This window comes from Martelella sp. UBA3392, from assembly GCF_002358775.1.
In the GTDB taxonomy this organism is placed as follows: domain Bacteria; phylum Pseudomonadota; class Alphaproteobacteria; order Rhizobiales; family Rhizobiaceae; genus Martelella; species Martelella mediterranea.
This window is the reverse complement of the sequence record NZ_DEPM01000008.1, coordinates 7,304-21,310: the sequence shown is the minus strand read 5'-3', so window position 1 is coordinate 21,310 and position 14,007 is coordinate 7,304. Positions and strand designations below refer to the sequence as shown.

Here is a 14,007-nt window from a genome sequence, read left to right as displayed (position 1 = left end):
GGCCTGGAGCGATTCCGAGAAGCCATGGCTGAGGCCGCCGGGCGGTGCGTAGTCGAGCAGGCGCTTGTGGGTTTCCAGCGAAGCGACGCCGACATCGTCGGCAAAGGCGGGATTGCCGTCGTTATCGAGCAGGCTGCCGCCATTGGCGTTGAGGATCGACTGCCAGATGGTCGGCGTCAGCGGATCGCGCACGAAATAGGTGTCGATCGCCCAGGCATCGACCTTGCCGTCGCCATCGGTATCCTGAACCAGCTTCGGCGCATTCTCGAAAAATTGCGTCCAGGTGAGTTCCGGCGTCGGCTCGGGCACACCCGCCTTGTCGTAGAGCGAGCGATTGTAGAACATCAACAGCATGTTGGAGCGGACCGGAACGGCATACTGGACGCCCTCCCATTCGCCGGCGGCAAGCGGCGCGGCATTGAAATCGGCCCAGTCGTAATCCGCGTCGGTGATCGCGGCGATCTCGTCTCCCTTGAGATCCATCAGCGCGCCGATCGAGGCAAGCTGCGGCACCCACGGATCGTCGGCCAGCAGGATATCATATTCCGGATCGGGGCTGGTGGCATCGAGCATCATCTTGGCGAGCAGTTCCGTATAGGGAACGCCATCGATCCGGACCTCGACATTCGGGAACTTCTTGTTGAATTCCGGAACCAGAATGGTCTGCCAGGTATTGGCGAATGCCTCATTGGCCATGATCTTGATTTCGACCGGGTCGCCCGGCGACCCCAGGCCATCCTGCGCATGCGCCAACCCCAGCGGCATTGCCGCCAGCACCAGAGACGTGGCCATCCCCTTGAGCACGCGCCTCCTCGCGGCGCGCTGTCCTCTTCTCATGCCTTTCACGACTTACTCCTCCTCCGCGTTGCATGTTCTATATTCTATAGAATATTGAAATTACGTTCGTCAAGCGCCCGCGGAACGGGTTTTTCGCAATCGTTGAATGACCACGTCACGGCGGCACAGGCGCGCAATAAGGCCGAGGCAAACGCCCGGAACGGGCGTTTGCATTCAGAAATAAGTGTATAAGATCAATAAGGTAAGCGGCGGTGCCGGCCTATCGGTCCGACGTTTGCCGGCGCGGGTTCATCCACGGCTCGGCGTTTTCGGGCGCAAGCGGGTGGCGGCCGAGGATATGGTCGCTGGCCTTTTCGCCGACCATGATCGACGGTGCGTTGAGATTGCCATTGGTGATGCGGGGGAAGATCGAACTGTCGGCAACGCGCAGGCCTTCGACGCCGATGACCCGGCATTCGGGGTCGACCACCGCCATCGGGTCGCTGGCCGCACCCATCTTCGCCGTGCCGCAGGGATGGTAGGCGCTTTCGGCGTGTTCTCGGATGAAACCGTCGATCTCGTCGTCGCTCTGGACGTCGGCGCCTGGCTGGATTTCCTTGCCGCGATAGGGATCGAAGGCGGGTTGCGCGAAGATTTCGCGGGTCAGCCGCACGCAGCGGCGGAAATCGGCCCAGTCCTGCTCGTGGCTCATATAGTTGAACACGATCCTCGGGTCCTCGGCCGGATCGGCGCTTTTCAGCGTGATTTCGCCGCGCGAGGGCGAACGCATCGGGCCGACATGGGCCTGGAAGCCGTGCCCTTCCGCCGCCGCCTTGCCGTCATAACGCACCGCCATCGGCAGGAAATGATACTGGATATCCGGATAGTCGACGCCGGCCGCCGAGCGCAGGAAGGCGGCGCTTTCGAACTGGTTCGAGGCGCCGATGCCGTTCTTGAAAAACAGCCACTGCGCGCCCGCCAGCGCCTTGCCGAACAGGTTCCAGTGCTTGTAGAGCGTGATCGGCTGGGTGCTCGCCTGCTGGATATAGACTTCCAGATGGTCCTGCAGGTTCTTGCCGACGCCGGGACGGTCGGCGACCACCGCGATATCATGCTCGGCGAGTTCCGAAGCCGGGCCGATGCCGGACAGAAGCAGCAGTTTCGGCGTGTTGATCGAGGAGGCGGCCAGGATCACCTCGCGGCGCGCCCGGACGGTCTCGACTCTGCCGCCGCGCTCGATCTCCACGCCGGTGGCGCGGCCGTTCTCGATGATCACCCTGCGGGCGAAACAGCGGATCAGTTCGAGGTTGTCGCGCTTCAGCGCCGGTTTCAGATAGGCATTCGCCGCCGACCAGCGCCGCCCTTTCCAGACGGTCTGCTCCATCGGCCCGAAGCCTTCCTGCTTCTCCCCGTTATAATCATCGGTCAGTTCGAAACCGGCCTGCCGTCCCGCCTCGACGAAGGCGTGGAACAGCGGGTTCTTGCGCGGGCCGCGGGTGACATGCAGCGGGCCGGCATTGCCGCGCCAGGACGGATCGCCGCCGTGGCCGCTGTCATGCCAGTTCTCCATGCGCTTGAAATAGGGGAGCACATCCGCATAACCCCAGCCGGCAGCGCCGGTTTCCGCCCAGTGGTCGAAGTCCATCGCATGGCCGCGCACATAGACCATGCCGTTGATCGAGGACGAGCCGCCGATCACCTTGCCGCGCGGGGTGGCGAGCCGCCGGTTGCCGAGGTTGGGCTCCGGCTCGGAGCTAAAACCCCAGTCATAGCGCTTCATGTTCATCGGATAGGAAAGGGCTGCCGGCATCTGGATGAACGGCCCGATATCCGTGCCGCCATATTCCAGCACCAGCACCGAATATTTCCCGTCCTCCGACAGACGATAGGCCATGGCCGCGCCCGCGGAACCGGAACCCACGATGACAAAATCTGCTTCAGCCAATTTAGAACCTTTCATTGTCGCGGTGGGCGAGCGTTTCACAGCCAGACCGCTTTCAATCACCACCCTCCCCTTTATCTCCGCGTCATCCTCGGGCTTGACCCGAGGATCCATGCTGCCTCCGCCCGTATGAGTGGATCCTCGGGTCAAGCCCGAGGATGACGCCGAAGGAGAAGGCAAGCGTCTGTCACAAATGGCACAACGAGGAGAGCGGTGGCCGCCCTCAATACGGGCTATCCACCCCGCCCAGCGCCACATGCACCGTCTTCACCTGCGAATAGAACTCCATCGCGGCCCTGCCGTTCTCGCGGCCAAAGCCCGAATGCTTGACGCCGCCGAAGGGGATTTCGACGGGCGTCAGGTTATAGGTGTTGATCCAGCAGATCCCGGCGGCGAGCCTGCCCGCCACACGGTGCGCGCGGGAGATATCCTTCGTGAACAGGCCGGCGGCCAGGCCGAACTCCGTGCCGTTGGCGCGGTCGATCACCTCATCCTCGGTGTCGAAAGCGAGCACGCTCATCACCGGGCCGAAGATTTCTTCGCGCGCGATGGTCATGTCGTCGGTCACATCGGCAAAGACCGTGGGTTCGATATAGCTGCCGTTCGCAAAGGCATCGCCTGCCGGAACGCCGCCGCCGATGACGAGCCGCGCGCCTTCGGCCTTGCCCTTTTCGATATAGCTCATCACCTTTTCGCGCTGACCCTCGGAGATCAGCGGCCCAAGATGGGTTTCGGGATCAAGCGGATCGCCGAGGCGGATCGCCTGGGTGCGCTCGGCAAGGCGGGTCAGGAATTTCTCCAGGATCGATTTCTGCACGAACACCCTTGTGCCGTTGGAGCAGATCTGGCCGGTGGAATAGAAATTGCCGAGCATCGCGCCGCCGATCGCGTCTTCGATATCCGCATCCTCGAACACCACCAGCGGCGACTTGCCGCCGAGCTCCATCGTCACATGACGCATGCCGGAGGCGGCGGCGGCATAGACCTTGCCGCCGGTCGGCACCGAGCCGGTCAGTGAAACCTTGGCGGTATCCTTGTGCGTGGCAAGCGCCCCCCCGACATCGCCGAAGCCCTGCACCACGTTGAACAGTCCCTTCGGCGCGCCGGCCTCGATGAAGATCTCGGCGAGCTTCAGCGCGCAAAGCGGCGTCATTTCGGAGGGTTTGAAAACCATGGCATTGCCGCAGGCAAGCGCGGGCGCCGCCTTCCAGCAGGCGATCTGGGTCGGATAGTTCCACGCCCCGATGCCGACGCAGACGCCGAGCGGTTCGCGTACCGTATAGGCGAAGGCATCGCCAAGCGGCACGCTCTCGCCGGAAAGCGAGGCGGCCTGCGCGGAAAACCATTCGAGGCTGTCCGCCCCCGAACTGGCGTCGGCCACCAGCGTTTCCTGTATCGCCTTGCCGGTGTCGAGGGTTTCGAGTTCCGACAGCGCTTCATTGCGCTCGCGGATGATATCGGCGGCGCGGCGCAGCACCCGGGCGCGTTCGACCGGCAGCCACGACGCCCATTCGCGCTGCGCGCGGACGGCTGAGGCCATCGCCTTGTCGATGATCGCCGGCGTTGCGCTGTGGAGCGTGGCGATCACCTCGCCGGTCGCGGCATAGCGGCTTTCGAACGCCTTGCCGGCCGCGTCTTCCACATAGGCGCCGTCGATGAAATGGCTTGCTTTCGGCTGAGCCCGCATAACTTACTCCCCTCGCGGCCAGCGCTGGCTGGCTTCGAGTATGTTGAGATCCATGTGATTGCGCATGAAGCGCTCGGAGGCATCCTTGAACGGCTGGAAATCCCAGGGACGATACTGCCCGGCCCTGAGCGCCTCGTAGACGACATGCCGGCGCGCCTGGCTTTCGCGCACCTCGTCGTCATAGGCCTTCATGTCCCAGAACTGCCGCACCTTCGCGGCGAAATCCGCCGCCGTTTCGGCATGGGCTGGATCATCGGCGAGGTTTTTCAGCTCATGCGGATCGGCTTCCAGGTCGAAGAGTTGGGGCGGGTCGAGCTCGCAGTGGTTATATTTGAACCGGCCCTCGCGGATCGAAACCAGCGGGGCTTGCGAGGCTTCGGCGGCATATTCCATCCTGACCGGCAGTTTGCGTTCGGCCCCGGCGGCGATCGGCAGCAGGCTTTCGCCATCGACCCAGGGCTCGATCTCGCCCAGATCAACGCCGGCGATATCGGCAAGCGTCGGCGTGATGTCGATCGAGGAGGCCGGCGTCTTGACGAGGCCGGGTGCCACGCCGGGGGCCGCGATCATCAGCGGCACGCGGGCAGAGCCCTCATAGAAGCTCATCTTGTACCAGAGCCCGCGCTCGCCCAGCATGTCGCCATGGTCGGAGACGAACACGATCGCGGTATCCTCGCCGAAACCGACGCTGTCGAGCGCTTCGAGAATTTCGCCGATCTTGTCATCGATATAGGAGACATTGGCGAAATAGGCGCGCCGCGCATTGCGGATATCCTGCTTGTCGATCGTGGCCGTGTGCCAGTCATTGGCGTCCAGAATCCGCTTCGAATGACCGTCCTGCGCGTCGTAATCGAGCGTGCCGATCTCGGGGTCGAGATGGTCGCAATCCTCGTAGAGGTCCCAGTATTTCCTGCGCGCCACATAGGGGTCGTGGGGATGGGTGAAGGACACGGTCAGCATGAACGGCCGGTCTTCCTTGCGGCGGCCGAGATCATAGATCTTGCGTACCGCCTCATAGGCGACCTCGTCATCATATTCGAGCTGGTTGGTGATCTCGCCAATGCCGGCGCCCGTGACCGAGCCCATATTGTGATACCACCAGTCGATCCGCTCGCCGGGCTTGCGGTAATCCGGCGTCCAGCCGTAATCGGCGGGGTAGACATCGGTGGTCAGCCGCTCCTCGAAGCCGTGCATCTGGTCCGGACCGACGAAATGCATCTTGCCGGAAAGCGAAGTCTGATAGCCCGCGCGGCGCAAATGATGGGCATAGGTCGGGATATCGGGCGCAAACTCGGCGGCATTGTCATAGACGCGGGTGCGGCGGGGAAGCTGGCCGGCCATGAACGAGGCCCGCGCGGGCGCGCAGAGCGGCGAGCCGGTATAGGCGTTCTGGAACCGCGCCGAGCGGGCCGCGAGCTTCTTCAGGTTGGGGGTATGCAGAAAATCGGCCGGGCCGTCGGGAAACAGCGTGCCGGCAAGTTGGTCGACCATCAAAACGAGAATGTTCGGTCGCGCACTCATGAGGACATCTCCTTGGCGAGTGTGAGTTCGAGATATTCCAGCGTCATGGCGACGGCATCGCTCCGGCTCATGCCGAAATCCTTCAGCGCGGCGCGCAGGTAAAAGCCGTCGATCAGCGAGCCGAGCCCGGTGGCGATCCGCCGGGCGGCTTCGAGGGGCACAAGCTGGCGCAAGGCATAGACCAGGTTGGAGCGCAGCCGCGCTTCGTAGATCGCCAGGAGCCGGCTGGCATCGCCCTTGCGCTGGGCCTGGACGTAAAAGGCGAGCCATGCAGCCACAACCGCCGGGTCGAACTGGTCCGGCCCGAACGAGGCCTCGATGATCGCATCGAGCCGCTCTCTGGGCGTCGTCGCATCCTTGTAGCGGGCCTTGACCGAGCTGCCGAACTCGTCAAGGATACGGCGCATGGCCGCAAACAGGATCTTTTCTTTGGAGCCGAAATAGTGATGCGCGAGCGCAGGCGAAACGCCCGCCCGCTTGGCGATCTTGGCGACCGTAACCTCGACCATGCCGACCTCGCCGACTTCGGTGATGGCCGCACGTACAAGCGCTTCGCGACGTATGGCTTCCATTCCGATTTTAGGCATTGGCTTGACCCGCTGAAAAAATGCTCACTGGCGCTGTGTGGCGAATTTCTGGGCAACCCGCCGTTTACACGACTTAACATATGTTATATTGATTGACCGATCAATCAAGGAAACCGCCAGTTTATTTTGACACGCCGATCAATCCGCCACGGCCTTCGACAAACGAACCGAAAGGAAACGCTGACATGTCTTATAACTTGAAACTGACCCTCGCCGCGCTTGCCGCCGCGACCGCCCTTTCCGCCGGTGCCGCCAAGGCGCAGGAACCGACCGCCTGCGATAGCGTCAGCTTCTCCGATGTCGGCTGGACCGATATCACCACCACCACGGCAACCGCCAAGCACCTGCTGGAAGGCCTCGGCTACAAGGTTGACGTCAAGGTCCTGTCCGTTCCGGTCACCTTCGCCTCGCTGAAGAGCGACGATGTCGATGTCTTCCTCGGCAACTGGATGCCGGCCCAGTCCGGCGCGATCACGCCCTATATCGATGAAGGCGAGATCGACGTTGTCGCCACCAATCTCGAGGGCACGAAATACACGCTCGCGGTGCCGACCTACACCTATGACAAGGGTCTGAAGACCTATGGCGACATCGCCAAGTTCGGCGACGAGCTGGACCACAAGATCTACGGCATCGAGCCCGGTAATGAAGGCAACGCCTATCTGGTTTCGTTGATCGAGGCGAACAAGGATGGTCTCGGCGACTTCGAGGTTGTGGAAAGCTCCGAGCAGGGCATGCTCGCCATGGTCGGCCGCAAATACCGCCAGGAACAGCCGATCGTCTTCCTCGGTTGGGAACCGCATCCTATGAACGCCAGCTATTCGCTGAAATACCTCACCGGCGGTGAGGATTTCTTCGGCGGCGAAGGCATCGTGCGCACCGTCACCCGCAAGGGCTATGCGGAGGAATGCCCGAATGTCGCCAAGCTGCTTGAAAACCTGAAGTTCACCCTGCCGATGGAAAACGAAGTCATGGGCAAGATCCTGAACGACGGCGAAAACGAGGCGGATGCGACGGCCGAATGGATCAAGGCCAATCCGGATGCCCTTGACGCCTGGCTTGCGGGCGTGACCACCACCTCCGGTGAACCGGGGCTGCCGGCGGTCAAGAAATCGCTCGGTCTCTAGAATACTTCAAGCCCGGCAAGCCAACGCTTTCCGGGCTTTCCTTTTTCGATGATGATAGATTTTCAGCCGCGCATTTCGCGGCGCGGGCCTAAGGCAAAATGCCGGGGCCGGATCGCTCTGCGCCGCCTGCGGCCGCAACACGGTCCGACACGCTGAATTCGGGGAACAAAGGAGCAGTCTCTTGCACTGGCTGACGGATTACAAAATCCCGCTGGGACGATGGGCCCAGGATATTTTCGACTGGCTGCAAATGCATGGCGGCTGGTTTTTCGACGGTCTGGCCGAGGTCATGGGCTGGCTGATCGACCAGTTGCTGTGGATCCTGCAGGCGCCGGGGCCGATCGTGATCGCTGTGATCGTGACCGCGGCCTCCTACTGGCTGCAGCGCAACTGGAAGGTCTCGCTGTTCGTCTTTCTCGGCTTCCTGTTCATCGTCAACCAGGGCTATTGGGAGGAAACCACCGAAAGCCTGGCGCTGGTGATCTCCTCCTGCATCATCTGCATGGCGATCGGCGTTCCGATCGGCATTTACGCGGCCCACCGGCCCCGCCTCTATCAGGTCCTGCAGCCAATCCTCGACCTGATGCAGACGCTGCCGACCTTCGTCTACCTGATCCCGGCGATTGTGTTCTTCGGCATCGGCATGGTGCCGGGCTTGCTGGCCACCGTCATCTTCGTCGTTCCCGCCTCAATCAGGCTCACCTATCTTGGCGTTTCCACCGTGCCCAAGCCATTGCTCGAGGCGGCCGATGCCTTCGGCGGCACCGGCTGGCAGAAGCTGACCAAGGTCGAACTCCACTACGCCCTGCCGCAGATCATGGCCGGGCTCAACCAGACCATCATGCTGTCGCTGTCGATGGTGGTGGTGGCAGCCCTGGTCGGCGCCGACGGGCTCGGCGTGCCGGTGGTGCGCGCACTTAACCAGGTCAATCCGGCGCTCGGGTTCGAAAGCGGCTTCGTCATCGTCGTTGTCGCCATCATTCTTGACCGCGTTCTCAAGATCGAGAGGAAAAGGTAATGGCTGATTCCGTTGTTTTCGAGGATGTGAACATCGTGTTCGGCGACCGGCCGCAATCAGCCCTGCCGATGATGGACGAGGGCAAGAGCCGCGCCGAGGTGCAGGAGGAAACCGGCCAGGTGCTCGGCGTCCACAACTGCTCGCTGGCCGTGGGCGAGGGCGAGCTTCTGGTGCTGATGGGCCTGTCCGGCTCCGGCAAATCGACGCTGCTTCGCGCCGTCAATCGGCTGAACCCGGTCTGCCGGGGACGTGTTCTGGTCAATGACGGCAACGGCATGACCGACGTGACGGCGGCGGATGCCAAGACGCTCAGAAACATCCGCCTGTCGCGCGTTTCCATGGTGTTCCAGCAATTCGGCCTTCTGCCGTGGCGGACCGTCGTAGAGAACGTCGCGCTCGGTCTGGAATTCGCCGGCATGAGCCAGAAGGAGCGGCTCGAGAAGGCAAGGGCCCAGCTCGACCTGGTCGGCCTCAAGGACTGGGGCGACAAGCTTGTCGGCGAATTGTCGGGCGGCATGCAGCAGCGCGTCGGCCTTGCCCGCGCCTTTGCCACCGAGGCGCCGATCCTTTTGATGGACGAGCCGTTCTCCGCGCTCGACCCGCTGATCCGCACGCGGCTTCAGGACGAGCTGATCGAGCTGCAGAGAAATCTGAAGCGCACCATCATCTTCGTCAGTCACGACCTCGACGAGGCCTTCAAGATCGGCGACCGGATCGCGATCATGGAAGGCGGCCGGATCGTCCAGTGCGGTACGCCGTCGGAAATCGTGCGCAAGCCGGCCGACGCCTATGTCGCCGACTTCGTCGCCAATGTTAACCCGCTGGGCGTATTGCGCGCGCAGGACGTGATGAGCGAGGACGAGGCGCTTGCCGATTCGCCCACCGTCGAGCCCGAAACCAAGCTTGCGGCAATGATGGATGCGCTCGGCGATGGCAAGGTGCTGCGCGTGGTGGACAAGAGCGGCAACACGATCGGCAGCATTCGCCCCTCCGACGTGGTCACCGCGCTCAATCCGGAAAGCAATCAGGAATCGGCGTGACGCCTTCCTCGCCTTGCGTTTCCCGGTCTTGCGCCGGGAGCGCGGTTGCGTCAGCGCGGCAGCAGGAAGAACTCCAGCACGCCGGTGCGGATCGCCCGGCGGCGAACCTTGCTCTTGAACGGCAGCGAGATGACATTGCCGATCAGGCGACAGATCTTGTAGGGCTTGTAGAATTTCTCGATCTTCTCGCGCTCCGGATCTTCCGCCGGAACGGGCGTGCTGGCGTCGACATGCTTGCGGTAAAGTCCGATCCACTCATTATGGGTGTAGCAGGTCATGAACGAGTTCGGATGCACCTTCATCACGAAGGTCGGCTTTGAGGGCATCAGGTCGAACTGGTCGAAGGTGAGGAAGATAAAATTCGAGGCGAAATATTTCTCGGTTTCGAGGATCGCCTGCGGATTGGCGTCCTTGTAATAGCCGCAAGGCACATGCCTTCCGTCCCGGCGCAGCGCGTTGACGAAAATGTGCTGCTCGGGCGTGTAGCGGTTGTAGCGCTGCCCGCCCGTGTCCCAGTTCGCCTCCTCCTCCGTCATCAGCGGCACGTCGAACATCTTGCGGATGTCGTCGGTGTAGCCGAAGAAGGCGAGGTCCGAGGGGTGGAACGGAAAGCTTACCCGCGAGCGCGGATTGCGCGAGAAATAACAGGCCGCCAGCAGCTTGTGCGAAAACACCTGATAGGCATCGACGCTGTCCGGATAGGCATCGAAAAAGCGCAGGAATCCGTCGCCGGTCAGCCTGAAATCGGTGCGCATGCGAAAGCAGAAGCGGGTATCGACCTTTTCCAGCCCGGCGCGGGTGCCGACGATCTGGCGGTTGACATTGTTGGGCTTTTCGCCGGCTCGCGGGGAATAATAGAAAAAGCCCGGATCCTCGCACAGCACCACTTCATCACAGTCGAGACCCGATGTATCGGTCCCGACCCAGGTCGACAGAATGATCCTGGAGGAGGGAAAAAAGCGTCTGACCGCAGCGAAACTGCCGCGCAGAAAAGACTTGTCCACCACGCCCTGGAACAGAAATGTGATTTCGTCTTTGTCCATCTTCTCACACCCTACGATCAGCGTGCCCCAGCTTGATAACCCCATACACTACACGTAACCCAAACGGATGTAGAGCTACTAAATATAACGCAGTCACGGAACATCCCGAGGACTATATCCAAGCAGACTGCCGGACTTTCATTCCCGCTACACTTCACGCCTGCCCGGCAATTCCCATATACTTGTCATTCCGGGCGCCCGGAAGCTTCACCACCACGTTCACGCTGTCATTCTCAAGACACTCGAAATCGGTCGCCTCTCCCGGCTCCATCACGATGATGTCGCCGGCGCCATACTCGACCCCGTTCATCCGGATCCGACCCTGCACCACGACGGTGTATTCGGTCGCGACCTTGTGAAAATGCCGGGCCTCGCTGTCGCCGCGATCATAACGCTTGACCGCGACCTCCACATCCTCGGTCTTTGCAAGGCTGGGGTCGAAATTGCCGATGAACCAGCCCTTCACCATGTCGTCCAGACGCGCGGTCTTCAATGGAGCAGCCCCTCCTTGTGGTCGTTGAGCTGGGAGATGTACTGCGCAAGCTGCATCTCCGTCTTCAACGGGTGGAAACTGTCATTGCCGATGAATTCGATGCCGACCTTGGCGTGACGCAGGATCATCTCGTTGATGGTCTGGCTGATGTAGAAGGCGTTATTGATCTTGCGATCCTTGCGCACGACATTGAGGGCCGCGCGCACGAAATCCTTGCCGCTGCGGAAATAATAGAAGCTCACCAGCGCATGTTTGCTGATCGGCCGCTTCTCGGCGACCTCGCAGACGTCGCCGTCCTGATCGAGAAGGGCGAAGGAATAACGCGGGTGCACCGAGCGGAACGCCAGCACACCGGCATCGCAATCACGCGCGCGGAAGGCTTTGACGATGCCGTCGAGATCGGCCTCGACCAGTTCGTCGGCGGCGACCAGAACGATCTCCTCGTTTTCGTCGATATGTTCGGCCGCCAGAAGCGCGGTGCAGACCGATCCCGCCGTCGGGCCAGCGACCTCCACGCAGAGACCATTATCGGTGGTCTGGCGGATGACGTCATCGACATTGAACTTGCGGATATCGGCGGCTCTGACGCAGAAGATGATCTCGCGCGGGGAAAGCTTCTGGAGGCCGGCGATCTGCCGCTCCAGAACCAGCTCCTCGTTGAATTCCGTCATGTAGAGCGGATAGAGCTCGCTCTTGATGTCGAGGTTCTCACCGCCCATCAGCACAACGATTTTCATGCCGCCGACCCCACTGACTTGGCTGCCTGATCGATCTCGGCGATCCGCGCCTTGATCCCGGCATAATTGACTTCGTCCACTTCTTTCACGACCATCACATGCGCGCCGGAGGCGGTCGCGGCCTTGATGCCGTTGGGATTATCCTCGACGATCAGGCATTCCTTGGGGGAAAGTCCCATCCGCTCGATCGCCTTCAGGTAGATTTCCGGGTCCGGCTTGCTCTTGGTGACGTCCTGATTGGACAGCTTGAAATCGAGATAGGGCGCAAGGCTCGCCTTTTCCATCATCAGCATCACGGTATCGCGGGTGGAATTGGAGGCGACGGCGAGGTGATAGCCTTCCATCCGCAGACGCGACAGCGCGTATTCGTGGTCGAAGCGCGGCCGGCAGCGCTCATAGATGATCTCCATCGTGTAGCGCTGCTTCATTTCGTTGATGAAGCTGTGCAGATAGGGCGGCAGCTTCTTCTCCACGCTCAGGCGCTGCAGTTTGGTGCGCGTCGGCAGGCCGTCATAGACGGTGCGGTGCTCGTGGCGCTCGATGGTGAAGCCGAACAGGCCGAGCGCCCGGTTGAGCGCGTCATAGTGCCATTCCTTGGCCTCGATCAGCACGCCGTCCATATCGAAAATGACTGCCTTGATCGCCATCTTCACTCTCCCGAAAAATAGTCGCGCGCCGCCTCGGGCGCGTCGGTGCACAAATAGAGCCGGCTGCTATCGATGCATTTGGCCGATTTTATGATCGACCATTGCAGCGCGGTATCGCGCCGGTGCAGGTCGCTCGACACCACACAGACCCGCTTTCCCTGGCCAATCAACCCCTCGATGAGGCCCGGCCCGAACCAGTCGGAGCGAAAGCAATCGAGCCAGACCCCGTCGCATTCCTCCAGCAACGGCGCATTGGGCTGAAGATCGCTCAAACCTGTGAAGGCGGTCAACCCGTCAGCCACCTGTCGCACCAGATCGGGCAGCGACATGTCGAACACGAAATAATTGGTGTGACCATGGGCCGCCAGTATTTCCTTGACCTTGCCGCTCAACCCGTCCGCCTTGATGTTCAACGCCAGCATCAGATTGCGGCCGGCCATGACATCCAGAACGTCCGAAAGCCGCGGCTCGTTCCCTGTCGGCATGTCATGGGCGATGACAATCTCGCCGGCATGGTCGCGCAAATCCGTTTCGGTGCCGAAGCCGCGATCGAAGGAGCGGGCGAAGGCCGTCATGGCGTTCTTTTCCGCGGCGCTCTCCCAAAGCCCCCTGTGCGACAGAACTTCCATCAGCGCACCTTTTCCGAAACCGGGTGGGCCAGAAACAAATCGAGGTCTGCGGGAATGCCGAGGCCATACATGCCGTCGGCCTCGTTACCGATCGAATAATGACCGATCCTGCGGCTCTGCCGGATCAGGTAATTATAGGCCGGACAGATGTAGAACTCGCCATTGACGCGTTCGTCCGCGGCGATCATCGCCTTCGTCGCCGCCACCAGATCGCGTCCGGTCTTGAAATTATAGACGCCGACGGTGGCGTCGTTCGAAATCACGCGCTTTTCGGCGGTTTCGACCACCTGCCCGTTGTCCTCGCGCACAAACGACCATTTCGGGTCGTCCGCCTTCATCGTCATGATCATCCCGTCATAACCGCCGTCCTCCATGAAGCGGAGGTAGTCGTTGATGTCGATGTCGATATACTGGTCCGAATTGGCGGTCATCACCGGATCATCATTGTCGATCATATGTTCGGCAAGCATGACCGTCGAGGCTTGGCCTTCGGTGATATGATCAATGCCGATGATCTCGACGTTTCCGGCAAGCGCTTTCAGCTTTTCCTCAAGCCCGTAATCGCGGATATGGCTGGACTGGCAGATGAAGATGAAGCGGTGATCGACGGCCGGCGTCAGATTTTCGACGACCACCTGGATCATCGGCTTGCCATGCACCGGAATAAGCGGCTTCGGGTCGCTATAGCCCGCATCGGCGAAACGGCTGCCGCGACCGGCCATCGGTATCACAATATTCAGCACTCAATCATCCCTGCCG

14 protein-coding genes are annotated in these 14,007 nt (G+C 61.4%); 3 read left to right on the top strand and 11 right to left on the bottom strand.

Annotation, left to right across the window (positions count from 1 at the left end):
* The 5 genes from B4E36_RS00905 to betI all read right to left on the bottom strand — a co-directional run.
* The coding region (locus B4E36_RS00905) for an ABC transporter substrate-binding protein (protein WP_345899862.1) at nt 1-804 on the bottom strand (804 nt) is incomplete at its 3' end.
* Nucleotides 805-1,057: 253 nt separating this feature from the next.
* Entirely contained in the window at nt 1,058-2,737 is a 1,680-nt protein-coding gene (betA, locus tag B4E36_RS00900) for a choline dehydrogenase (protein ID WP_345899863.1), read from the bottom strand.
* 205 nt (nt 2,738-2,942) lie between these two features.
* On the bottom strand, nt 2,943-4,406 hold the full coding sequence (gene betB, locus B4E36_RS00895; RefSeq protein WP_292053947.1) for a betaine-aldehyde dehydrogenase: 1,464 nt from the start codon (nt 4,404-4,406) through the stop codon (nt 2,943-2,945).
* 3 nt (nt 4,407-4,409) lie between these two features.
* Complete coding sequence (gene betC, locus B4E36_RS00890; protein ID WP_345899861.1) at nt 4,410-5,927, bottom strand: choline-sulfatase; 1,518 nt, start codon at nt 5,925-5,927, stop codon at nt 4,410-4,412.
* Nucleotides 5,924-6,514: a transcriptional regulator BetI gene (betI, locus tag B4E36_RS00885; RefSeq protein ID WP_345899860.1), complete on the bottom strand. Its 591-nt coding sequence runs from the start codon at nt 6,512-6,514 to the stop codon at nt 5,924-5,926. Before betI ends, betC begins: the two co-directional genes overlap by 4 nt.
* 185 nt (nt 6,515-6,699) lie before the next feature.
* Between betI and choX the strand changes: the two genes are divergently transcribed.
* The 3 genes from choX (at nt 6,700) to choV (ending at nt 9,699) form a co-directional block, all read left to right on the top strand.
* Nucleotides 6,700-7,641 carry a choline ABC transporter substrate-binding protein gene (gene choX, locus B4E36_RS00880; protein WP_345899859.1) on the top strand — a complete coding sequence of 314 codons (942 nt, stop codon included), beginning with the start codon at nt 6,700-6,702 and terminating at the stop codon, nt 7,639-7,641.
* A gap of 181 nt (nt 7,642-7,822) precedes the next feature.
* Nucleotides 7,823-8,659, top strand: a complete 837-nt coding sequence (gene choW, locus B4E36_RS00875; protein WP_018065283.1) for a choline ABC transporter permease subunit — start codon at nt 7,823-7,825, stop codon at nt 8,657-8,659.
* Nucleotides 8,659-9,699, top strand: a complete 1,041-nt coding sequence (choV, locus tag B4E36_RS00870; protein ID WP_018065282.1) for a choline ABC transporter ATP-binding protein — start codon at nt 8,659-8,661, stop codon at nt 9,697-9,699. Before choW ends, choV begins: the two co-directional genes overlap by 1 nt.
* A gap of 50 nt (nt 9,700-9,749) precedes the next feature.
* On the opposite strand, the gene B4E36_RS00865 is transcribed toward choV, so the two are convergent.
* The 6 genes from B4E36_RS00865 to B4E36_RS00840 all read right to left on the bottom strand — a co-directional run bounded on the left by B4E36_RS00865 (nt 9,750) and on the right by B4E36_RS00840 (nt 13,991).
* Nucleotides 9,750-10,742: a WavE lipopolysaccharide synthesis family protein gene (locus B4E36_RS00865; protein WP_292053957.1), complete on the bottom strand. Its 993-nt coding sequence runs from the start codon at nt 10,740-10,742 to the stop codon at nt 9,750-9,752.
* Between the two features lie 154 nt (nt 10,743-10,896).
* Entirely contained in the window at nt 10,897-11,235 is a 339-nt protein-coding gene (locus B4E36_RS00860; RefSeq protein ID WP_345899858.1) for a hypothetical protein, read from the bottom strand.
* Nucleotides 11,232-11,972 (bottom strand): hypothetical protein, encoded by a 741-nt coding sequence (locus tag B4E36_RS00855; RefSeq protein ID WP_345899857.1) that lies wholly within the window; start codon nt 11,970-11,972, stop codon nt 11,232-11,234. Before B4E36_RS00855 ends, B4E36_RS00860 begins: the two co-directional genes overlap by 4 nt.
* The gene (locus B4E36_RS00850) at nt 11,969-12,619 is read right to left on the bottom strand and encodes an HAD family hydrolase (RefSeq protein WP_292053961.1); all 651 of its coding nucleotides are present in this window, start codon (nt 12,617-12,619) and stop codon (nt 11,969-11,971) included. Before B4E36_RS00850 ends, B4E36_RS00855 begins: the two co-directional genes overlap by 4 nt.
* Before the next feature lie 2 nt (nt 12,620-12,621).
* Nucleotides 12,622-13,248: a phosphodiesterase gene (locus tag B4E36_RS00845; protein ID WP_292053963.1), complete on the bottom strand. Its 627-nt coding sequence runs from the start codon at nt 13,246-13,248 to the stop codon at nt 12,622-12,624.
* Complete coding sequence (locus B4E36_RS00840; RefSeq protein WP_292053965.1) at nt 13,248-13,991, bottom strand: glycosyltransferase family 2 protein; 744 nt, start codon at nt 13,989-13,991, stop codon at nt 13,248-13,250. The genes B4E36_RS00845 and B4E36_RS00840 overlap by 1 nt, the downstream gene beginning before the upstream one ends.
* Between the last annotated feature and the right edge of the window lie 16 nt (nt 13,992-14,007).